The following is a 24708-nucleotide window of genomic DNA, read 5'->3' as shown; positions in this document are numbered from 1 at the left end:
TTTTTATATGATTTAAACGAGGGCTATCTGAATCTGTTCGGATAGCCCTCGTTTCTTTTTACGGATGGTTAAATCCTCATCTTCGGATATCATTCCGGTAGATTTCGGTTGATCGGGATGATTTGTATTTTTTTTGATCAGAAATAGTGGGATTTGCTGAAACACAGTGATTTTGTTTTGAATTTCAATCTGTCTGGGGTAAATTTAGGGATATGGAAGAGATATATAAAACCGTTAGTGATTCGGTGATCCGAATTTCACAGTTGATGTTACCATCCAATGCTAATTTTGGCGGAAAGATCCATGGAGGCTATATTTTGTCCTTGATGGATCAAATAGCCTTTGCGGTGGCCTCTAAGTTTTCGGCACATTATTGTGTGACGGCTTCTGTTGGTAAGGTTGATTTTTTGAAGCCGATTGAGGTAGGCGAGCTGGTGACCTTGATCGCTTCGGTTAATTACGTAGGCAATTCGTCTATGGAGGTGGGGATTCGGGTGGAGGCAATGAACATCCAAACAGGTGAAACAAAACATTGCAACTCCTCTTATTTTACCATGGTCGCTAAAGATGAAACGGGTAAACCTGCGCGGGTGCCTCGGTTGATTCTAGAGAATGAGAAAGACGTGTTTCGTTTTTATCGCTGTGTGGTAAAGATGGAAGTGGATAAAGAACGTGATCGTGCGATTCATGATCTGGAGCGGGACTCCTTAGAGCAACAGGCTTATATCAGGGCGCATTATGATGTCAGGATTGCATTAAAAAAATAGCGGGTTATCTTGTTGTGATAGCCCGCTATTTTTTTAGATTTCTGGATCTGCAGGTGTATTCGGATTACCGATTCTTTCCTGATCCGGGTAAGGATAGAAATTCCGGTTGCGTTCGGCTGTATTTTGTGGTGGGGCAGGACGACCAAATCGCCTGCTATCTTCCAGTCGTAAGCCTGACATAAACAATTCTGCACAGCGTTGTTTATAGACTTCGAGCAGTAGATCATTTTTGTTGATGGCTCCAGCATATGCGGGCAACCCGGCGTTGACATTGAATAGATCGCCGGCCGTTTGGGTGCGAACTTCATTGATCAGATCGCGTGCCTCGGTCAATGAACCGTTGTTGCGTAATAAGGCTTCGGCTTTGATCAGTTTCATTTCGTCGGGTAAGTAAACGGGAACTTCTCCATTCTGTGTCTCCGAAAAGCCTTTAAGCTGGAGTGTTGTGCCATTAAGTTTAGTGTAGAAGTCAAGACGTTTATCACCAGTTTCAAATAGACCTGTCGGGAGGCCTAAGTTTTCCCTAACAACGTAATATTTCAAAATACTGGTCTGATTCCAAAGGGGGTTAACGCTTATTGCTGTATAGGTGAACGTACTTTTCTTCGTTAAATCAACAAGGTTAGCTTCGCTATAGGCCTGCTGGAAATTTCCGGCCATGAGGTTGAAGCGAGCATTGAAAGCGTGTAGGCAATTCAGCAAGTTAATGGTTGAGCCCGTTACCGTCGATGTAAATTCCGATGATATGGGGGTTTGTTGTACCAGGGCAATTGCCGTGTTCAAGGATTTGATTGCTTCCGCAAGAACAGCTTGTCTATCAACGAAAGCTACTTTGCCATCCTTTTGAGTCTGTGTATTCGCTTTTTCAAAACTTGTTGCCAGTGCGCCAAGTGCTATTGCTCTGTATAAATGAGCATTTGCCAATGTGCCGGATAGTGTTCCGCCCGTTAAGGTGCTGATAGATGAAGCGTTGTTCAGCACACTTTCACTCATACCAAGGAGTTTTTGCATACTGGACCATAATGTCAGAATATTTCCATTTGCAGTGGGTAATTCGGTGCCTCCTGCTTCGAGTTCTAACGTGTTGGTAAATGTGGCAACGCCTTTGAGTTCACGCGCTGTGACTGCGGGGTAAAAATAAGTTGCGGCTATCCCATTTGTCGAATAGTACATCTGTAAACCCGCGCTAATGGCAATAATCCCTTCCCGAGTTGTTGGAACAGCACTTCCACTTGGTTGATTTATATTTGGGACATCCATTTTACAGCTATTGAGGCTCATGGCCAGTGCTGCAAATAGGAACAGTTTATAGTTGAAAATCTTTTTCATTGAAATATTTTTTAAGGATGATATAATACCTGCGAATGGTTTTATTCATTCAACGATCCGAGGGTCTCTAAACATCATGGTTATCCTATATTGTTAAGTTAAAATGTTAGATTAACTCCTGCAATAACCTGTCTTGGCAGTGGAACTTCAACGAAATCGAATCCACGGACAGCATTGCTCTGGCCTGCAGCATTAACTTCAGGATCCCAGCCGCTATAATTGTCGAAAGAGAATAAATTGCGGCCAGCTAGAGAAAAACGGATATTTTTAATCTTTGAGTTTGGACGTGCCCAATTGTAAGATGCGGACACTTCTCTTACTTTGACAAAGGATCCTTGTTCAATCCAGTTTTCCATAATGGAGAATAATGCTGCGGAGGTGCCTTTGGGGACTTCGCCACGTAGCTCTGGTTCATAGCCTGCAAGACCACCATATAAGTCACGGTCACCGACACGTCTGGTGAAATTAAAGACATCCTGTCCGACGACGGCATCCAATTGAGCTCTAAAAGTCCATTTTGATCCGACATTGATTTCGTTGATCAAGGATCCAGTCCAGTCTGGATTAGGGTCGCCAATGACTTTTTTAAGTGTGGCACCTGTAGGGACACCATTGTTGTCTTTTCCGACTTTGGCTGTTGTCGGAAGACCAGCCGCATTGTGATAAATGGATCCATCCTCATTTCGAGCAAAGTAAGTCGCGTAGAAGGCGCCTAAGGGGGATCCGTTGACTGCTGCAACTTGCCCGAATCCGGCAGCGTACATTAATATTCCTCCTGGGACATTATTGACGACGTTTTTGTTATGGGAGTAAACAGCCGTAATATTCCATTTGAAGTTTTCTTTTAGGATAGGGACACCTCGTAATAAGAGCTCCATTCCCCGATTGGTCATTGTTCCAATGTTTGCGTATTGAGACATATAACCTGTGGAAGGTGTCAAGTTGATGTTCATAAGGAGATCTTTGACATTTTTTCGATAATAGGAAAACTCTAGCCCTAAACGATCATGGAACATGCTGAGGTCTGTCCCTACTTCGAACTCTTCCTGACGTTCGGGTTTTACGCCTTCATTGCCCATGAGGTCCGTGGGAATAATTCCATTAATGCCGCCAGTGTTCAGCGGCGAATAATTGGTGTATCTACTGAAGGGGCTCAATGCGGTAAGGTTTCCCGATTGACCATAAGAGGCCCGAATCTTAAAACTTGAGAAAACATTGTTGATGGCCGAATTCTGCCAGAATTGTTCATTGGATAAGACATAGCTTCCGCTTACCTTTGGATAGAATTGGCTACGATTCTCGCTTCCAAAAACAGAGGACATATCATAGCGAATAGCACCTGTTAGGTACAGTTTCTCTTTGATCCCGAATGTTTGTTGGAAGAAGGCACCGAAAATATTCATATCAGAGCGGAGTTCCGTTGGTACAACGACGCCATTATTGACTGTTTCACCGCCATATCCCATTTGTGTGGCCTTCATGTTGGTCGACATGTTTTTTTCAGTTTGAAAAGTTAGACCCGCACCGGAAGTCGACTCCAGCCAGTCTCCAATCTTTGTCTGGTAAGAGGCATTAAAATCGTTGTTTAGCATAAAGGTGCTGATGTCTGCGCGTTGTGCGTAGCCCTGCTCGTAGGATGGTGTTGTGTTCCCTGGTGGGATGTAGGCTGTCCCGAGAGAATTGGTGTTGTCAAAACCAAGCACATAATTTAATGTTAACCCTTCAGTAGGTTTCGCCTGTAAGGATAGATTTCCAATAAAGCGACTTGTGCGTTGTGCAAACTTGAAGTTGTTAATCGCCTCTAATGGGTTGGTACGTTTTACAACAGCGACAGGTGTTGTGGAAGGGTATTTCCCATTTTGGTCTTTTTCGGGATTAATAAAATTATTGCTGAAAATAAACCCTGTTAATGCACCATAAGCCTCGGTCATACCGCCATTAGGTATTTCGTTGGAATGGCTATACACATAATTCATCCCCGCACCAAGTTTCAGCCAGGAGTTGAGATCTTGGTCCAAACGAGCGCGGAGTCCAGCACGGGTAAAATCGGTATTCTTGATAATCCCCTGATTATTGAGGTACGTGCCACTGATATAGTATTTTGTACCGGCGGTTCCACCTGAAATAGACATGTTGTTATCCGTACCAATACCGGTCTGAAAGATTTTGTCCTGGTAATCGTATCTTGTGACATCAGTTTGCGTCAGATCGGTAGCGGTTGTATTGACAAATGTTTTGTTGTAGGTGTTGTACGGAAGTTTTTTTCGTAAAGAAGAGGTTTTCAGGCTTGAGCTAAAGGTAAAAGTAGGTTTTCCTTCTTTTCCCTTTTTTGTTGTAATCAGCACGACACCATTGCTGGCCCGGGAACCATAGATGGCGGCCGCTGCGGCACCTTTGATAATCTCAAAGTTTTCAATGTCAGCGGGATTGATGTCGACCAATCTGTTTTGACTATAGCCACCTAGGTCCAATAGCTCCGCAGAAGAGTTGTTGACAATAACACCATCCACAATATACAGTGGACTGCCACTCCCAACGATGGAACTAGGGCCGCGTAATTGCACGCTGATACCGCCGGCAGGGTTCCCGGAGTTTTGGGAGATTAGTGCGCCGGCGACTTTTCCGGTTAAGGCCTGGTCAATGGAGGTTGCATTACTATTGGCAATATCCTTGGCGTTGACGGTCGATACGGCATTGCCTAAGACCTTACGGCTTGTTCCAACAGCGTTACCGATAACAATTACCTCATTCATCCGTACTAAATCCTCCTGGAGACTTGGAGTGAGGGTAAGGGTTGTCTGGTTTCCCAGTTCGATGCTGGTCGTAGTCGGAGCATAGCCTACATTGGATAATACAAGATCGTACTTTCCAGGATTGATGGATGTGGTTAATGTAAACTCTCCATTGGCATTGGTGCTAACGGACTGGTTAGTTCCTTTGAGTTTAATGGTTGTTCCGGGGACAGATTGTCCGGTGCGGGAATCTGTCACTTTACCTTTGATCGTGTAATTTTTTTGCTGTGCTAATGCGGCGGAGCTTGCTCCGAGCAGCATTAAAAGCGCATAATAGCGATAAGGTGCTTTGCTGGTTAGTAAGTGTTTTATCATAAATTCAGATTTTAAGCCAATAGAATGCCTATTGTGGTCTTATTTGATATAAATATAGGATTTTAAATAGCTTGTCTATGCTGTTTTGTAATTTTCTTGCTATATTTTGCGTTTTTATGTGTTTTTTAAGTGTATTTCTGGGGTGTTTTGCTGTTTGGGGATGCGGTAGTTCGATTATTTTTAATTCTTTTTCAAATACTTATGCATAAACTTGCATAACTAAACTGCTTTTTATAGTATTGTATTATAATTGGTGTAAACCTCGGGCTGGAACCTCCCGTTATGATCAGTTATTAACAACTAACTAAATACCATGAATAAAAAATTACTCTTATTCTGTTCAGGAGTGATGCTATCTACCAGTTTATGGGCACAGACCAAAACGATTACAGGTAAGGTGACGAATGCCTCAGATGGTGGGTCTATGGCAAATGTTACTGTCAGCATCAAAGGTAAACCTGTCAGCACACAAACTAATCCAGATGGAAGTTTTACGATTAAAGCCGAGCCCGGGGATATTTTGATCTTTAGGGCTGTGGGTTCTAAAGAACAACAACAAGCTGTTGGTACGGATGCTACCGTCAATATTGCTTTGTCAGGCAGTGAAGAAGCTTTAGAGGAGGTTGTTGTCACGGCAATGGGGATTAAGAAGGAGAAGAAAGCTTTAGGTTATGCTGTTCAAGATATCAAGGCTGATGAATTGATGAAGAATAAGAATCCGAATGTAATCAATTCATTGAATGGAAAGATTGCTGGTTTAAATATTACGAATTCTGGGGGCGCCCCGGGAGCTTCAGCTTCTATTATTATCCGTGGGGGAACTTCCCTAGAGCGAGATAATCAACCTTTATTTGTCATTGATGGTATGCCGATAGACAATTCGACAGGTGTCGGAGATATGTCTGCATTTGATGGTTCAACGAATATTTCGACAACCTCAGGAAATAGGGCGATGGATATAAATCCAGAAGATATTGAATCTATCTCTGTTCTCAAAGGGCCGACTGCGGCGGCTTTGTACGGTATTCGAGCAGCGGCCGGAGCGATAGTGATTACGACGAAAAAAGGTAAAGATGGTGCCGTTTCAATAGGGGTAAACTCGCGTGTAAGTGCAAATTGGGTAAATAAATTACCGAAACAACAAGGAATTTACAAACAGGGGACTAGTTTGTCCGGAACTGTCGATCCAAATAGTAACTTTTCTTGGGGGAATAAATTTGCTGATGGTGAGACAGTTTATGATAATTTGCGTGACTTCTTTAAGACTGGTTATACCTATGACAACAATTTTAATGTAACCGGTGGTAATAAAAATGGTAACTTTTATTTGTCAGGAGGTAATCTCAAACAGACGGGAATTATTCCGACAACAGATTATGATCGAACAAACTTTCGTTTAAACGGAGAACAGCGTTTAGGGATAATGACTTTTGGAGGTAATGCGGCTTTCTCACAGAGTAAAACAACTAAAACTTTGACTGGGACGGGGCTGTGGGGAACAGGAGGTAATGGTTATTTGGAATCTATTATTGCTTATCCACGTAATGCTAATATGAAGAACTGGCAGAACGCTGACGGTAGTCAAAATTTATTGCTTCCGGCGATTTCCCTGGAAGCAAATATTGATAATCCGTATTGGACTGTTAATATGAATCCGCAAACGGATAAAACAAACAGGTTTCTGGGAACTTTCTATACGAATGCTAAATTCACCGATTGGTTAGATTTTACCTATCGGTTAGGATTGGATAATTATACCTCAACCTATACTTCAAAAATTTCAGCGGGATCATCTGTTGTGGAACAATATCAAAAAGGGATGTTGTCACAAAATGTTACCCAGTATACGTTTACAAACCATAACTTCTTGCTGAATGCGCATAAAGTAGTGGCCCAAAATTGGGATTTGAGTTTATTACTGGGGGTTGCTACAGAAGACTTAAATACTAAAACTAATGCGACTAAAGCGCAACGGTTTATTTTGCCGAACTTTTATGCGTTTAATAATGCGGCCGATAAAGACAAATTTGTTTATGATAACCTGACCCAAATTCGCCGATTAGGGGTATTCGGAGATTTTAAGGTTGGCTATAAAAATTTTGCGTACTTAGGTGCGACGCTGAGGAATGACTGGTCCTCAACCTTGCCAATACAGAATCGGTCATTTATGTATCCTTCTTTTAGTGGAAGTTTGATCTTTTCTGAATTACTGCCAAAAAATGATGTTTTTACATATGGTAAGTTAAGGGCTTCTTGGGCAGAAGTAGGTAAGGATGCGCCAGCTTATCAAACAAACTCTTATCTTGAGATTCCACAGAATACTATAGGAGGAGGTTTCCGTAACTCATGGACTTTAGGGAATTCGAATCTTAAGCCTGAAAAAACACAATCTTTTGAGATCGGTACGGATTTGAAATTTTTGCGCAATCGCTTGGGTGTTGAATTTACTTATTACAATAATAAGTCCGTAGATCAGATCCTGTCTCCAAGAGTTGATAATGCTACTGGGGGTATCTTTCAATATGTAAATGCAGGTAATTTGCAGAATAAAGGTTTAGAGCTGACAATCAATGCTACACCAATAAAAAGAGAAAATTTTTCGTGGGATCTAGCATTGAATATGTCTCATAATAAAGGCAAAGTAAATGCTTTACCTGGGGGGTTAGCGATATTATATGTAACAGATGTTCAGGTTGCGGATGGTAAAGCAGCTTCCTTTAATGATGGTGACTTCATGGGGATAAGTGGTAAAAAATGGAGAACAAATGAAAATGGTGAATTATTGTTAGATTGGACTACAGGATATCCGTCATCGGATGGGAATGCAACTTATCAGGTTGGAAATCGTGAACCTAAATTCTTGGGCGGATTGAATAATAGTTTCACATATAAAAATTGGAACCTTTCGTTTTTATTTGATTTTAGAAAAGGGGGAGATATATTGAATGGAACAGAATATCAGCTAGCGTACTACGGTCTGAGTAAAAATACTGAAAATAGAGGTGATAAAATGTTGCTAACTGGGGTTGCTACTAATCCGGCAACAAAACAACTCGAGCAAGTTACGCGGGAGATTACTTTGGACCAATATTATTATCAAAATATCTATGCACAACAAACCGCGAATTTTGTCGAAACAGTGAATTGGTTGCGTTTACGTTCTGTTAACTTGTCTTATGATTTGCCAAGTTCTGTCTTCCAGAGCGTGAAGTGGATCAAGGGGGCGAACTTTACACTGAATGCGACTAATTTATTGTTGTTTACAAATTATTCAGGTATGGATCCAGAGGTCAGCGCTGCTGGCGCTGGTGTAAGGGGCTCCGGTTCTGTTGGGGTGGATTATGCTGGGGTGCCTAATACGAAGAGTGTGACGTTTGGTGTTAATTTAAAATTCTAATCGAATGAAAAGTAAAATATTGTTATGTATAGCGATTGGCGGGGCTTTGATTACTTCATGTAAAGACTGGATGGATGTAAATGATAATCCGAATAATCCAAATACTTCTGTTCCCACTGCCGATCTTAGGCTTCCTCCAATTTTAGCTCAGTTTGTAGACGGTTATGAGAGTGCAGGAACTCGAGGAGCAATTTTATCGCAGCAACTTGTTTCGGCCAATAATTCAGCTAATAACTGGAATTTGACGCAGTGGAATATTACCAGTGCATCCATTAACTGGCCTTATCAATCGTGGTATGTCTATTGCGCGGTAAATATCCCTGATATGTTAAAAGCAGCGGAGAAAGCTGGAGCGAATCACTATTATGGCGTGGGAAAAGTCATGTGGGCTTGGGGTTTTGCTAACCTTGCGGATATGTATGGAATGGTTCCCTATGATGAGGCATTTGTTGGGGGGAATATGACGCCTAAATATGATCAAGGTGAATATATCTATGAAAAAGCGTTGAAGGAATTGGATCTAGGGATCGAATATTTGCAAAAAAGTCAAAATGAAGGAGCTCCGGAGCTTGCAAAGGGAGATTATCTGTATGGAGGGGATGTTCAAAAGTGGATTAAGTTGGCTTATGGTTTAAAGGTAAGAATGTTAAATCATTTGTCTAAAACTAATAAATACGATCCGACTGCAATATTGGCAAATATTGAAAAAGCGCCTAAAACGACGGCCGAATCTGCTATATACCAATATCAGGATGAAGCTGTTTCAGGGAATGCCGCAACAAATTCATTGCAATATGCGAATAATAATACAAATCGTTTAAGCCAGTTGTATCTCAATTATATCTTGAATAACTATACTGGTGCACCGAAAGGAAATAATAGTGTAGAGGATCCCCGGGCTTCCTTATTGATACCTAATATTATCACAAATGGTGCTCAGTCTCGTACAGTGGGGGTAGATCTGTCGACTTTATCTGCTAATGGTTTTCCTTCTTCTGAACCTAAATATGGCGCTTTAAGATCTTCTGCTACAAGTACCGGAACTTGGTATACAACTAAAAGCGCAAAAGGTCTTTTGTTGACGAATGCTGAAATGTTCTTTGTCAAATCGGAGGTTTATTTTAGACAGGGAAATAAAGTTCAAGCGCTTCAAGCATATAAAGATGGCATCAAAGCACATTGTGACTTGCTTGGTGTTAATTCTGTCGCATTTTTAGCGAGCTCATCTGTTGTTCAAGATGTAAATGTATTGACATTGAGTCATATAATGATTCAAAAATACATTGCTTTATCCTATTCGCCTGAAATGTTCAATGATGTACGACGTTTGGATTATTGTACGGATGCATCCGGTGCCTATAACGAAACTCAAGGTATTTATAAAGGTTTTATTCGTCCTGGTTTTGCGTATACAGTTGCGTTTCCTACTCAAGATTTATGGCCAAGACGATTTAATGTGCCCACATATGGGATTCAATATAATTACGCTCAAGTGATTGCTGCAGATCCAGATGTGCAGAATGTAACCTATACGGCTAAACCAGTGTTTTGGGATAAGAAATAATATTGAATTTATCTTTTTAAAGGCTTGAAGTTTTCCTTCAAGCCTTTTTACTGCTGTCGTGTTTATTGGTCTAAATGTTAAAATTGTTAGATTTGTATGATGAGATCTTTTTTGTTATTTGTTCACTGTCTGTTTGTGACAGTTTTATTTGCTCAATCGCCCAAGATTGTTCAAAAGCCTATCACCTGGAATCAAGAGCGCATACAGCTGTCTCTGGATTATCTGAAAAATAGACATGGGCTAAGTCAAGCTGCACCAACGATACAGCCTAAGATGGTTGTTGTGCATTGGACGGCTAACAACAGTGTAAAAGCAACATTCAACACCTTCAATCCTGTGAAACTGCCGGGCAGACCTGAACTGACAAAGGCGAGCCCCTTGAATGTATCTTCTCAATTTGTAATCGACCGTGATGGAACAATCTATCAATTTCTGCCCGATACTATCTTTGCCCGACATACCATTGGTCTCAATTATTGTGCAATTGGTATCGAAAATATAGGCAGCCGCCAGAATCCTTTGACGGATGCGCAATTGAAAGCAAATGAAGAACTGATCCGCTACCTTCGTAAAAAACACGCTATTGAATATGTGATCGGGCACCATGAATATCAACGCTTTAAAAAAACTTCCTGGTGGAAGGAAACTGATCCTAAATATATCACTGGTAAAGATGATCCCGGGGATAAATTTATGCATGCGCTGAGGGGACGTTTAGTTGATCTGCAATTAAATAAAATGCCGTAGGTTATTTTTTTTACATTATTAAGCCGAATAAATCCTGTTTATTCGGCTTTTTTCGTTATTGCGCGTTTTAAAACTATTTTTTGTTTTAATATATGCGTTTTTATGCTATATTTGATTAAAGAAATATATAAACCAATATTTTGCCTGAGATTCATTTTGTAAATAATTGAGGATTTGAGAAATTTCCCAATCTAAGCTACTTGCTGGGAAGGGGAGTTTTAAAGTTATAAAACCTAGTTAACGAATTAAATTGTTTAAGTATGAAAAGAAGTCTGCTCTTGCTAATGAGCTTACTATGTATGTACTGTACTGCTTTTTCCCAAAAAGTCATTACAGGTAAAGTGACTGATACAAAAGGTGAAGCGTTAAAAGGCGTTACTGTTCAAGAAAAAGGAAAGAACACGCAAACTGCTACCAGTTCTATCGGTGCTTACAAAATTACAGTAAGTGACGGTGCGACATTGATTTTTCGATCTGTAGGCTATACGTCTACCGAAGAGAATATTCAGGGTCGATCGGTAATTAATGTTGTGCTCTCTGATAACAGTGCCGCAATAGACGAGGTCATCGTGACGGCCTATGGTATCAAGAGGGATAGGAAGTCCTTAGGGTATTCAACGCCAATTGTTTCAGGTGAGGATGTCTCAGATACCCAACGGGAATCCTTTTTTCAAGGCCTCCAAGGTCGTGTCCCAGGTTTATCTATTAATAGTACAAGTGGTTTGCCCGGTGCTTCCGCGCAAATTGTACTTAGAGGGTTTGCATCCATATCAGGAGATAATAATGCGCTTATTGTTGTAGATGGGATACCGATCAATAATTCTACCATCAATGAGAATGATCTTGCAAGTAATGGGGCTAACCAGAGTTTGGATTATTCCAATAGAGCTATGGATATCAATCCAGATGATATCGAGACCTATACAGTTTTGAAGGGGCCTGAAGCTACAGCTCAGTTTGGTAGTCAAGGTGCTGGTGGCGCAATTTTAATTACTACAAAAAAAGGAAAAGCTGGCAAGTTTACTGCGAATTATACCTTCTCGGGACGTGTTGAAAGCGTTAATAAATTTCCTGAAAGACAGTATGTGTATGCGCAGGGGTTGAATGGCTCCTATGATGGAACAGCGTCGACTGCGCTTGGCCCGCGCTATCCCGAAGGTGTTCATATCTATGAAGATAATGTAAAAAATTTCTTCACTACAGGCTATAACCAAAAACATAGTTTGGCTTTTGAAGGGGGAACCGAAAAAGTGACTTATCGCTGGTCAAATGAATATAATAACAATACCGGTGTAGTACCCAATACCTTGTATAAACGTTTTTCAACACGGTTAAACAGCACGGCTAAGTTTGGTGATAAATTAGAGTTCAATACCTCATTGAATTATATTTATTCAAAAAATGATAAGGTTAGACGGGGGGCTTCTGGCTATCTGATGACATTAATGAGTTTCAATCCGATTTTTGATGTACGTGATTGGATAGATGATAAAGGTAATCGGGTGCTTCATAATTCCGATATTTTTAATGAAAGAGATAATCCTTTTTGGGATGTTTATCGGAATACAGCGTATGACGTGGTTAATCGTGTGCTTGCGACCTCCAATATCTCCTATCGTGCAAACAGCTGGTTGAGCTTGAATGGGATTATCGGTATCGATTTTTCGAATACATTAGGGCAGAGTGTGTATCATCCACAGTCATTTTCGGGTTCTGGTTCCAGTACGGCTATGAGGAATGGTTCAATTAATGAATACACTGTAAATGGACGTATTCTTTCGGGCTCGTTCATGGCAAATGTGAAAAAGAATTTATCAAAGGATTTTTCTTTTCGTGCAAATCTAGGTGCTGAATTTAAAGACTATGACTTTTTGACAAATTCACAATATGGTGAGGATTTCTATGATCCGGATTTTTATAGTATTAATAATACATTTCCAAGTTCAAGACTTGTAAGGAGTGCTGCTGCAAATTTTCGAACAGTAGGATTTATGGCGCAGACCGGATTTGGATATTTAAACGATATGGTTTACCTGAATTTGACAGGGCGTTTGGATGCGGCCTCGCGTATGATGCCTAATAATCCATATTTTGCCTATCCTTCTGCTTCATTGGCTTTTAATTTTACTGATCTGGATTTTTTCAAGGACAAGGTTTCTTGGATGACCAATGGAAAGTATCGGATTTCAGTAGGTACTACAGGAAAAGCGCCGTATAAGAGTTACTATACGCTCTCAAATTTTGAACCAAAGAATACGACAGGGGGCGGGTTTGCTTATGGTGTCAATGGCGGGAATCCTAATCTGAAGGCGGAAAAAACGAGGGATTTTGAAACAGGTTTAGAACTGGCGTTGTTGGATCGTAGGTTGACCTTTGATTTTAGTTATTTTAATCGGTTAAGTACCGGCCAGATTATTATGCCTAGATTGAGCTATGGTTCCGGATTTGTACTGCGCATGATGAACGGAGGCGAGGTGAAAACTTATGGTACGGAATTGCAGACAACGATTAACCCGATCCGTAGGGATAATCTAAAATGGGATCTAACGTTCAACTTTACACAGTATAAAGGTAAGGTGCTGTCGCTGGCGGAGGACCTTCCGGAGCTTTATGAATCGGATACGCAGGTATTGGGTGGTGTTCGCTCTGGCGTGGTTCCTGGATATAGTATCGGTACTTTGACGGGCACTCGATTCAAAAGAAATGATCGTGGAGATGTTTTGATCAATGCGCAAACAGGCTTGCCAATAGCGGGTACGGATCGTTATTATCCTATTGGAGATCGAATCCCTGATTTTACGCTTGGAATAGTCAATAAATTAACCTATAAAGATTTTTACCTTACATTTTTGTGGGACTGGCGGAAAGGTGGAGATGTATTGAATGGTTTGGATTATAGGTTGTATATCAATGGTATGTCCTCTAAAACGCTGAATAGAGAGGAGCCCCGGGTGATTGCAGGGGTGCTGGAGGATGGTTTGCAGAATAGCGAAAATCCAACAATTAATCGGATTGCTGTGACTCCTTATTCTTCTTCTGGGTATTATACGGTCAATACAGAGCCGCAGATGTTTATAGAAAAGGATATCTATACGGTGCGTTTACGTGATGTTACGTTGAGGTATAACCTGCCGAAGCATCTGACACGAAAAATTGGAGCACAAGCTGGTCTGAGCGTATTTGTTACAGCTACTGATGTTTTTTTGTTTACAAATTATACGGGATTAGATCCTGAAAGTAATATGAATACCCCTGGCTTAGGTGGTATTGGTGGTTATGGTATCGACTTTGGAAACATGGCGAAACCTAGGGGTTTTAACTTTGGTCTTACTTTAAAATTATAGGAGGAAAAAGAGATGCGTAAACGTTTCTATTTAATCGTTGTTGCTGTACTCATGCTGATGAGTGGTTGCAAAAAATACCTGGATATAAATGAAAATCCGTCTAATCCACAGTTGGTGAAAGCGGAATTGTTGTTGGCGCCTATTATAGCGCAAATGGCAAGTGGATATTCGCAGGATCAGCGTCAGATGAATAAATTTAATCAGACAATTCTTGGTGGGAGTAGTGATGTTTCTTCCAAAATTTGGGAAAAACACGGTTTCCCGGAAAGAAGTGATGTTGGGGGTGTCATGTGGCGTATGGTATATTTTGATCTGGGATTGAATCTGGAGCGAATGATAAAAGATGCGTTGGAGAATGAAAAATATGAGTATGCGGCGATTGGTTATGCGATAAAAGCTTGGGGGTACCAATCTCTGACGGACTATCATGGGCCGGTTATCCTAGATGAGGCATTTCGCTCAAACCAACTTTCGTTCAAATACAATGACCAGCCGGAGGTCTATGCAAAAGTAAGGCAATGGTGTGATTCGGCATTGTTATACCTCGATAAAAAAAGTCCGATAGATTATAGTGCTTCATTGAATTCTATAAAAGGAGATAATTTATATCGGGGTAATATGGAGCAGTGGCGGCGTTTTGTGTATGGTTTGAAAGCGATACAATATATTCATTTGGTCAATAAGCAGGATTTTAAAAGTAAATATGCCGATTCTGTGGCAAAATTTGTTGATCTGTCCTTTCAATCTATCGCAGACGATGCAGGAGTCAAGTTTACTGGAGATAAGTCTGCGAATGCGAATGTGGTAAGTGCTTTGTTTGGGATCTATACAACTTCCTATTATAACCGTGCAGGGAAGCCTATTGTCAGTTACCTTACGGGGGGACTTCGTGGTACGCCAATTGAGAATCCAAAATCATCTACTGATCCTCGTTTGTCCCGCATGCTGATGATAAATAATGTGAGGGATAGTATTTATATCGGCGGGGAGCCAAATGTTACAAATAGTACCGTGCCAAATATTCTTGGAGAATTTGTGAACAATACCTATCAGGGGAAATTCATCTTTAGAAATGCGGTCGATTTTCCCTTAATGACACATGCGCAATTGCAGTTGGTGAAAGCCGAAGCGCTGTTTGTTAAAGGAGACAAATCTGGAGCTTATGATGCTTATCAAAAAGGAATTGTGGCACATATGAACTTTGTGAATAAATATATAGATAACAAAGAAGTTGCGATTTCGCTGAATGATATGAAGGCTTATCTGGAAGGAGGGGAAGTTGCAAAATCTGCTGCGGACTTGACTTTGGCTGATATTATGGGGCAGAAATATATTGTGCAATGGGGATGGGGTGGTCTGGAACAATGGTGTGATCTTCGAAAATATCGTTACAGTCCAGAGATCTTTAGACAGTATATTCCATTAAGTGGCAGTCAGCTTACTTATAATGATTATTGTTACAGGGTGCGGCCGCGTTATAATTCAGAATATGTCTGGAATGAAAAAGAATTGGATCGTTGGGGTGCATTGGAACCTGAATATATTACTAAACCAACCTGGTTTGTTACTACTGAGAATTGATGAAAATAGATTGAACATTATGAAATTTTTATATAAAACTATATTTTTTGGACTAGCGGCATTCGGAATGGTCGCTTGTAAAAAATCTATTCAAGACTTCGGTCAAGTGGAGTTCTTGGGTAGTAGTGATGTTATTGTTAAAATAAATATGGCTTCTATTTATCCTGATGATCGCTATATGTATGTTAAATTTGATGGGCAACGGGTTACTTCGCTAATCAGGGGTCGAGAGCCATTTCCGGGTGGTGGTTATAATACAAGAGGGGATTCTCGGCCTGATTTTTTGAAATATAAGGCTGGTAATATTAAGGTTCAGGTGGGGCTTCCTTATCGTATAGATGATGGTAGGGACTCAATAGTTTTGTATGAAACGCAGGTGAATTTCGAAGCAGGGAAAAGGTATACATTACATGTGACCGATACAGCTAATAATACCAAGATGATTTTGAATGAAGAAGATTTGTCACGGCCAGACTCTACGCAGGCTCGTTATCGATTCACGAATCTGATGCCTAATGTTCCTGCGATAGACTTGTACTATGGAGCGGCGGCAACTGCCGCAGAGCCGACCCAAGATTCTTTGGTCGCAAAAAATATCCAATACCTTGAGAGTAGCCCTTATTTTGAATTGAATCGTATTGCGACGAGGACCTGGAAGATCCGGCCTGCCGGTGCTCCAGTTACAAATGCTTCGGTTATTGCATTTTATTCGAATGCGGGTGCTGTTCTTGATAGAAGGTCCTATACTGTGTATGCGTTGGGGTATAATGGATTTACGACGGCGATTATGAAGCCTTATCTTTCATTTTTCTTAGTCCGATAGTTATGAAAAAGAATATATTATATTGCCCAATTAAGATCAGCTTGATGTGTGTCTTGTTTTTGATCTCCTTTGTTTCCTGTAAGAAAAGGGATGATTATCCTAAATTTGATGACAAAAAAGAAGGGCTTGTGCCAGAAGATGTTATTCCTCCAGACGATAAAATCGAAAAAATTACCCAGAAAATTATGGATCAGGCTGATGTGGTTGGGGTTTTTCAGATGGATTCTACAGTTAGCCTGGCTGATGGATTAGAAAGGACGCATATTCGGTTTCTCAATAAATTAAATCAACCGACGAGCATTCAAATCTTAGAAATAGATCTCAAGAAGAAGATTGTTCCTTATGTGATGAGTTCGTTCGATGATCATCTTTATGTCGCGCAGCCGGTTTCGGATATGGCTAAATATAATGAGATTTCATCTGGCGGGGAGATCCTGGCTGCGATTAATGGGGCTACTACTGCTACTTATTCCTATATAAAAAATGGACGTAAGATCAATATTTCTACTACTTCAGGAAAGGAAAAGACCAGGCCGTTCTTTGCTGTTCAATCTGACGGGGCTGCGTATATTGGAAATTGTTTTGATACTTTGCAGTTTAATTTTGAGCCTTATGATATAAATAAATTTAAGGGTTTGATTTCTGGGACAGGCTGGCTGCAGTATAGAGGAGGAGTTATTGTGTCTACTTCGGCAGTGGTGCAGGCAAATACAGCTCTTGGCTTATCTTCTGATAGATCTACTTTATATGCCGTTGTTGTAGATGGGGCAAATAGTAGTTTTTCAGTGGGTGTCACTTTTAATGATTTGGCTCGGATAATGAAGGCAATCGGCTCTTATGATGCTTTTGTGGTTAATAGCGGTGCTGCTAGTGTGATGGCTCAGCGGCAGCTTTCTGCAGGTTCGGTCGGGCTGGCGTCGTGGAACGTTGTGAATAGGCCGCCTGTGAGTATGATTGGTAGTTTAAATGGAGTTGGTTTTGTGAAAATGAAGTAATATCAATTAAAATATATTGCGTAAAAAAGTCGGAAGAAAACCTTCCGACTTTTTTATTGGGCTGCGGTCAGGATAAAGGAGTGCGTTATTATGCTTTATTGTGAGTGTTTTTTTATGGCCTGTTTAATGCGTATGTTTTTTTAAAAAATATATTTGAGGTGTTTTTTGTTTATGAAAATGTCTTTTTTCTTATTTTTTTAGTCGAATATAAGGGTTTTTGATCTTGGAGGCTTGGGTAGAATACTTAGTGAACACTTACTTTATTTTGCGTTTTTTAATTTGTTTCGTTTATAAAACGAAAAAATCTACTTACTTTTATCCTGATTTTCAATTATTCATGCATAAAACTGCATTTTATGCATGGTCTAATGGTCTATTTATGATGAAACATACCTTACTAAGATTAACCTTCGTGGTCTCTCTTCTCTCCCTGGCTTCTTGTGGTAATGCGCGAAGAACCGCTGTCCTGAACGAAACGAATGCTATGGATGATGTGAAAGGGAGTGTCGGTGCTACTATTATTCCTGGGGCGGATCAATTGTCGCTGTATTTGCCGCAACTAAAAGGCAAAAAAGTTGGTATTATGGGGAATCAAACTTCCATTGTAGGGGATGATAAAAAGCATTTAGTGGATGTTTTGCTTGAAAATAAAGTAGATCTGAAGTTTGCTTTCGCTCCGGAACATGGTTTTCGTGGGAATGTCGAGCGTGGAGAGAAATTTGGAAACGATATTGATCAAAAAACTGGATTACCTTTATTTACTCTTTACGGCGGTAATAAAAAACAAGATTCGATTGTCAATTCCATCGATGTGATGATTTTTGACTTACAGGATGTGGGAGCACGATTCTATACGTACATTACTTCTTTACACCGTGTCATGGAATTATGTGCGAAGCACAATAAGAAACTTATTGTTTTGGATCGCCCTAATCCAAACGGAGATCAGGTAGATGGGCCTGTGCGTCATGATGATAAATTTAAGTCAGATGTTTCCTGGCATAAAATTGCCATGATTCATGGATTGACCATTGGCGAACTCGCGCAGATGATTAATGGCGAGAAATGGCTGGAGAATGGTCGTCAGGCTGATGTGCAGGTTGTAAAGGTGCAGAACTGGGATCATGCTAAGATGTATGATCTGCCTGTTATTCCATCCCCAAGCTTGCCCAATCAGCTTTCGGTACGTTTATATCTCTCCCTCTGTTTGTTTGAGGGTACAGATATTTCGGTAGGTCGCGGTACCGACTGGCCCTTTCAGGTGTTGGGATATACAAATCCTGTTTATGGATCTTTTACGTTTACTCCGGGTGAACGTCATGGTATGTCAAAGCATGTAGAGGGAAAGGGTGCTATGAATTATGGTATCGACCTACGTAGCCTGAATCCTGATAAACAAAAATTTACACTAAAATACTTGCTGGATTTTTATAATAAGACACCGGATAAGACGACGTTTTTTGCTCGACCGGAATTTTTTGATAAGCTGGCCGGGACAGATCTATTGCGCAAACAAATTATAGCAGGAGAGTCCGAGGGACAGATTCGCGCTTCTTGGGCTGCAGATTTGAAGGTTTACAAGCAAATGCGCAAAAAGTACCTGTTGTATAGCGATTTTGAATAACCTATTGCGAACAATACTAACGAATAAACAATACTAACTAGAATCATTTATTTTTAAAACTCTATAATCAATGAGAAAATTTGTACTATTTTCTGTTGCTCTTGGATTGAGTTTTCCTTCTGAATCCTATTCTTTCGTAAAGAAAGAGGGCGCTTTGAGCAATGCTAACTTGACAAGTGCTCTTCTTCGCTCTTCATCGAAGACTTCGGTTCAAAATACGGTGCAAGGTACTGTAACGGATGGAAAAGGCCCAGTCTCAGAAGTAAGCGTTTCTGTCATTGGCGGGACCGCGTCTACTAAAACCGATGCACAGGGGCATTTCAAGATTACAGCCGCTGTGGGAAGTAAGCTGCGTTTTTCATCCATTGGGTATGTTGCGCAAGATGTTACTGTTACGTCAAATACAGTTAATGTGACTTTGGTGGATGATAATCAATCTTTGGAAGAGGTTGTTGTTGTCGGTTATGGTACACAAAAGAAAGGTAATTTGACAGGAGCAGTTGCTTCTATTAATATCAAAGAGACGATGCAGGGACGGCCAATTGCCGACGCTGGTCGGGCAATGCAAGGGAGTACGCCAGGTTTGAGTGTTACTATCCCTAATGGCGAGGTTGGATCTGATCCGACAATTAAGATCCGGGGACAAATAGGATCTATTAATGGATCTAGCAATCCATTGATCTTATTGGATAATGTTGAAATCCCAAGCATTAATGTTGTCAATCCTGATGATATTGAGTCAATTACTGTTTTAAAAGATGCTGCTGCTTCTTCTATTTATGGTGCTAAGGCGGCATTTGGTGTTGTTTTGATAACGACTAAGCAGGGGGCAAAAACGGAAAGCAATACAATCAGTTATTCCAATAATTTCTCTTTTCAGAATCCATTCAAGAAATATGAAATGGGGACAGTGGATGCCTTGAGGTATTCGTTGGATGCTGGAAAACGAGAAGGAAACAATTTTGTTGGGGCTTTCTATAAAATCAACGAAGAGAGCTACAAGAGAGCTGTCGAATGGCAGGAAAAGTATGGCGGTTCTATTGGTAAAGACGATCCAACCTTATATGAGCGTGACTGGTATTTTGATCCCGCTACAGGATATAAATATGGTGTCAGGACTTACGATCCATTTGATTATATGATTCGTGAATGGGCTCCAACACAGCAGCATAATCTGTCACTGTCAGGGAAGACTGGTAAAACGGGTTATAATGTTGGGTTGGGGATGCTCGATCAGTCCGGTATGTTAAAAACAAATACAGATCAATTCTCGCGTTACAATGCGTCAGTAAGAGTTACAAGTGAATTGAACAAGTATATTACAGCGCGTGCAGGTGCGATCTATTCTCGAACGAATAAACAGTATCCTTATGCAACAAATTCAACCACGGCTGATCCGTGGCTTTATATGTATCGATGGAGTTCATTGTATCCGTACGGAAATGATGGTGACGGCGATCCGATCCGTAGTCCGGCCTATGAGACTGGGGCGGCAAATGTTGCCAGTCAAGTGAAGAATTACATGAATTTTAATGCAGGTGCTACTGTAAACTTTATGAAAAACTGGAAGCTTGATTTTGATTATACCTTGTCAAATCAGGAAATGCTCTGGAACCAGCCGGGAACTCGTTTTACTGCTGGTAATTCATGGGGTGCACCAGTGAAAAAATTAGATGCTGCTGGCAATCAGAGATATGTGGATGGGTCGGGTAACTATGTGGATGCTTCAGCTACAGGTGCTGTGCCTGCTTATGATTTAGACTATTTTACATATACAGCATCCGGAGCTAATCCGGATCATTACCGCAGAGATAATTCAAATATTCTACGTCACACGATCAACGCTTTTACGACGTATAATTTAAATCTTGATGGTGGTCATGATTTTAAATTTATGTTAGGTCTAAACCGTATCGCGGAGAAAACAGAAAGTTCTTGGACTCAAGTTACTAAATTGCTAGATATTAAGAATCCGCAATTGACATTTGGTTCAGGGACTGTGACTGGATCGGGTGCGAAATTTTGGGAATCACAAATCGGCTTCTTTGGTCGTGTGAATTATGCGTATAAAGATAAATATCTTTTTGAAGCTAATTTGCGTAGAGATGGATCTTCAAAATTCCCGACAAACTTAAGATGGAAGTGGTATCCATCGGTGTCCGCGGGATGGGTAGTGTCGCAAGAGTCTTTTATGGATTGGTCTAGTGATTTTATGAATCAATTTAAAATCCGGGGATCTTGGGGTAGTATTGGAGATCAATCTGTTTCCAATGCGTTATACACAAGTTTTATGGAAAACTCGCAATCTACATGGATAGGCAATGCCGGTGATAGGAATTGGTTTGTCGGAACGCCGGCGGCGGTTTTATCTGCTATCGGCTGGCAAGATATCGCAACATTAGATGTTGGTTTTGATGCACGTTTCTTTAAAAATAAACTGGGTTTTGTATTTGATTGGTATCAACGGGATACAAAGAATATGATTGTGCCAATGGAGGGCGTTGCGCCGACATTTGGATCTAAAGCTCCGATGGGTAATTTTGGCGCATTGCGCACTCGTGGATGGGAATTTGCTGTCGATTTTAATCATCGATTTGAAAATGGCCTGGGTATCAACTTGCGTGCTAATATTTCTGATGCGAAGTCTGTTATCACGGAATATGGAACAACAACGATTGTTACTGAAAACTATAGTGGTAAGACGTATGGCGAAATTTGGGGATATGAAACAGATCGTTTATATCAAAACAGCGATTTCGTCTATAATGGAAATGATTTAGTTACTACCATTATAGATGGTAAGACAATGAATAAGTTGTCGGATCCAAATGGAGCTTACCAAAGCTGGGTGCAAAATTCCGCTACATTCCGATTTGGCCCAGGTGATGTTAAATTCAAGGACCTGAACGGAGATGGTAAGATCGATAATGGTAAGAAGACATTGGCGGATCATGGTGATTTGAAAGTTATTGGTAATTCGACCCCGCGATATGAGTATGGCTTTAGATTGGGCGCTGATTTTAAAGGATTTGATGTTTCGGCATTCTTTCAGGGTGTAGGTAGTAGACAGGTATGGGGGACAGGTTTCTTAGCGCAGGCAGGCTTTAATTCTTCAGATGGTGCTATGCCAGCGGTAATGTCTTCAAACTACTGGACTAAAGATCGTACAGGTGCGTTTTATCCGGCTCCTTTTAATAATGGTGGAACGAATGATATCAATAATATGCAGATTCAAAGCCGTTATTTGCTAGATATGTCTTATCTGCGGGTGAAGAATCTGACGCTCGGTTATACGGTTCCGGCAGGTACCTTAAAACGAATCGGTATCAGTAACCTGAGAGTTTACACTGCGTTGGAAAATTTCTTTACCTGGGATAAGTTGAAGGGACTGCCAATCGATCCGGAGGCTGTGGACGGTGTGAATATGTTTGTTGATGCGGCGAAAAATAATTACAACAGTGGTCGTACTGGAGTTGGGACGCCAACTTTTAAATCGGCATCTGTGGGGGTTCAATTGACATTCTAATTGAAATTATCATGAAAATAAAAGCAAAATTTATATATATATTATTAGGGGTTTCAATGGGGCTGACAAGCTGTAACAGTTTGTTGGATCGCCCAGCTCTGGATAAAATTACAGACGGACAAGGTCTTTACTGGCGGGATGAAAATGATCTCAGGCTGTTTGCGAATGGATTTTATACGCAGTATTTCAATGGTTATAATAGTTCCTATACAACGGATTATACACCTGTTAGGGGGTATACCCTTTCTGATGATTTGACTTTTAGTGGTCAACAGACTAGTTTTGAAAACTCTATTCCAGATTCGAGATATTCTGTTGCTGAAGCTGGTGATTGGTTGAGCGGTTATGCAGGACCAACCTGGAATTTTTCCTGGGTACGTAAGTCTAATATTTTCTTAGACCGTCTAGAGAATATGGCTAAGCCTAATTTAACACCAGAACAGTATAATCATTGGACTGCCGTGGCTCGTTTTTTCAAAGGATTTGAATATGCACGCTTGGTTTCTGTGTTTGGTGATGTGCCTTATTTTGAGAAAGAAATACCTGCAGCTGATTTTGATACTCAGTATAAAGATCGTACGAATCGTGGCGAAGTAATGGATCACGTGTATGATGACTTTGTATTTGTGCTGCAAAATATGCGTAATGATGACGGGGTAAATGTCCTGAATAAATACGTGGCGGCTTCTTTTATTTCGCGTTTGATGCTATTTGAAGGATCTTGGCAAAAATACCACGGTTTGGATCAGGCTAAAGCAAAAAAATATTTGGAATTGGCGCAAAGTGCTGCTGAGATTGTGATGAATTCTGGTAAATTTTCCTTTGGTTCGGATTTTAAAAGCTTGTTTTCTTCGCAAGATTTGAATAGCAACAAGGAGGTTATCCTTTATCGTAAGTATGACGCTTCTGTCAATGTGTTTCATGCTATCGGTTCTTATCAAAATGGTATAGAGGCACAGGCGGCAGCTCCAAACTTGAAGCTGATCAAGGAGTTTATTTGTGTTGATGGTAAGCCATTTGCTTCATCTACTGTAGAAAATGCCTCGGATTTTTCCCTGGCAAATTTAGCAAAAACGCGCGATCCGCGGTTTGAGGCTTCATTTGATACTGATCTAAACTCTAAGGCTTCCACTTTTGTTTATGGAACCAAGTATGTTGCACGAAATGGGTATAAAATTCCAAGTGCAAACCCGGATTATTCAAAATGGAATTCCAATACAAATACTTCTGATGCTCCTGTTATCCGCTATGCGGAAGTCGTGTTAAACTGGTTGGAAGCAAAGCAGATTCTGGCAGAATTCTTTGGGGGAGCTGCTGTTGGCCAGTCGGATATAGATAAGTCAATTAATGCGATTCGTAGCAGGCCTTTGGATGAAATAGCGGTAGCAAGAGGGGTGAAGAAAACGGCCGCGCTTCAATTAGGGGCTATCGCGAATGATCCTTTGCGTGATGGAGATGTATCGCCCTTGATGTGGGAGATCCGTCGTGAACGTCGCATGGAGTTTGTTTTTGAGTATTCACGTTTAATGGATCTTAGAAGATGGAAGAAACTGAATTATATGGATTTTTCCAAAAATACTGATTACTTTACGGGTATCTGGGTTGATGTGGCAAAACAAGCTCCAGATTTTTTGAAAGCAAATTATATTAATGTTACCAAAGTTAGAAAGGCAGATGGTACTATTGTGACTTACAATGGATCAAATGCTGCTGAAATGGTTGGCTTTATTGTCGTACAAAATGCTTCAAACAGAAATGCGATAATGGATAAGAATTATCTGGCTCCTGTTGGTCAGGCGCAAATGGTCGAATATGAGCAGCGCGGTTATAAACTGACCCAAACAAAGGGCTGGTAATTCGATTCTTAATACTATTAAGCCTTGTCTAAGAATTAGACAAGGCTT

At 40.7% G+C, this 24708-nt stretch carries 14 protein-coding genes; 11 read left to right on the top strand and 3 right to left on the bottom strand.

Annotation, left to right across the window (positions count from 1 at the left end):
* Positions 1-12: 12 nt before the first annotated feature.
* A complete protein-coding gene (locus tag ABFX33_RS22345; protein ID WP_346088356.1) occupies positions 13-165 on the bottom strand; it encodes a hypothetical protein in 153 nt (50 codons plus the stop codon).
* 47 nt (positions 166-212) lie between these two features.
* Here ABFX33_RS22345 and ABFX33_RS22340 point away from each other — a divergent pair, with 47 nt between their 5' ends.
* The gene (locus ABFX33_RS22340; protein ID WP_346088354.1) at positions 213-767 is read left to right on the top strand and encodes an acyl-CoA thioesterase; all 555 of its coding nucleotides are present in this window, start codon (positions 213-215) and stop codon (positions 765-767) included.
* 33 nt (positions 768-800) lie between these two features.
* Here the strand turns inward: ABFX33_RS22340 and ABFX33_RS22335 are convergent, their stop codons facing one another.
* Positions 801-2096, bottom strand: a complete 1296-nt coding sequence (locus tag ABFX33_RS22335; RefSeq protein ID WP_346088352.1) for a RagB/SusD family nutrient uptake outer membrane protein — start codon at positions 2094-2096, stop codon at positions 801-803.
* Between the two features lie 98 nt (positions 2097-2194).
* On the bottom strand, positions 2195-5203 hold the full coding sequence (locus tag ABFX33_RS22330) for a SusC/RagA family TonB-linked outer membrane protein (protein ID WP_346088350.1): 3009 nt from the start codon (positions 5201-5203) through the stop codon (positions 2195-2197).
* A 313-nt stretch (positions 5204-5516) separates the two neighbouring features.
* Between ABFX33_RS22330 and ABFX33_RS22325 the strand changes: the two genes are divergently transcribed.
* The 10 genes from ABFX33_RS22325 to ABFX33_RS22280 all read left to right on the top strand — a co-directional run bounded on the left by ABFX33_RS22325 (position 5517) and on the right by ABFX33_RS22280 (position 24660).
* Positions 5517-8600 carry a SusC/RagA family TonB-linked outer membrane protein gene (locus ABFX33_RS22325; protein WP_346088348.1) on the top strand — a complete coding sequence of 1028 codons (3084 nt, stop codon included), beginning with the start codon at positions 5517-5519 and terminating at the stop codon, positions 8598-8600.
* Positions 8601-8604: 4 nt separating this feature from the next.
* On the top strand, positions 8605-10164 hold the full coding sequence (locus tag ABFX33_RS22320) for a SusD/RagB family nutrient-binding outer membrane lipoprotein (RefSeq protein WP_346088346.1): 1560 nt from the start codon (positions 8605-8607) through the stop codon (positions 10162-10164).
* Between the two features lie 96 nt (positions 10165-10260).
* Positions 10261-10911 (top strand): N-acetylmuramoyl-L-alanine amidase, encoded by a 651-nt coding sequence (locus ABFX33_RS22315; RefSeq protein ID WP_346088344.1) that lies wholly within the window; start codon positions 10261-10263, stop codon positions 10909-10911.
* 260 nt (positions 10912-11171) lie between these two features.
* Positions 11172-14255, top strand: coding sequence for a SusC/RagA family TonB-linked outer membrane protein (locus tag ABFX33_RS22310; protein ID WP_346088342.1), 3084 nt, complete (start codon positions 11172-11174; stop codon positions 14253-14255).
* A 12-nt stretch (positions 14256-14267) separates the two neighbouring features.
* Positions 14268-15836, top strand: a complete 1569-nt coding sequence (locus ABFX33_RS22305) for a SusD/RagB family nutrient-binding outer membrane lipoprotein (protein WP_346088340.1) — start codon at positions 14268-14270, stop codon at positions 15834-15836.
* Positions 15837-15855: 19 nt separating this feature from the next.
* Positions 15856-16659 carry a DUF4397 domain-containing protein gene (locus ABFX33_RS22300; protein WP_346088338.1) on the top strand — a complete coding sequence of 268 codons (804 nt, stop codon included), beginning with the start codon at positions 15856-15858 and terminating at the stop codon, positions 16657-16659.
* Between the two features lie 2 nt (positions 16660-16661).
* Positions 16662-17654: a phosphodiester glycosidase family protein gene (locus tag ABFX33_RS22295; protein ID WP_346088336.1), complete on the top strand. Its 993-nt coding sequence runs from the start codon at positions 16662-16664 to the stop codon at positions 17652-17654.
* 379 nt (positions 17655-18033) lie between these two features.
* On the top strand, positions 18034-19278 hold the full coding sequence (locus tag ABFX33_RS22290; protein ID WP_346088334.1) for an exo-beta-N-acetylmuramidase NamZ family protein: 1245 nt from the start codon (positions 18034-18036) through the stop codon (positions 19276-19278).
* 70 nt (positions 19279-19348) lie between these two features.
* Positions 19349-22804 carry a SusC/RagA family TonB-linked outer membrane protein gene (locus tag ABFX33_RS22285; RefSeq protein WP_346088332.1) on the top strand — a complete coding sequence of 1152 codons (3456 nt, stop codon included), beginning with the start codon at positions 19349-19351 and terminating at the stop codon, positions 22802-22804.
* An 11-nt stretch (positions 22805-22815) separates the two neighbouring features.
* Complete coding sequence (locus ABFX33_RS22280) at positions 22816-24660, top strand: RagB/SusD family nutrient uptake outer membrane protein (protein ID WP_346088330.1); 1845 nt, start codon at positions 22816-22818, stop codon at positions 24658-24660.
* Positions 24661-24708 lie beyond the last annotated feature (48 nt).

Origin of the sequence: Sphingobacterium ginsenosidimutans (assembly GCF_039536865.1) — a bacterium.
GTDB lineage: Bacteria > Bacteroidota > Bacteroidia > Sphingobacteriales > Sphingobacteriaceae > Sphingobacterium > Sphingobacterium detergens.
The sequence above is the reverse complement of the archived record's forward strand: the minus strand, read 5'-3'. Positions and strand labels throughout refer to the sequence as shown.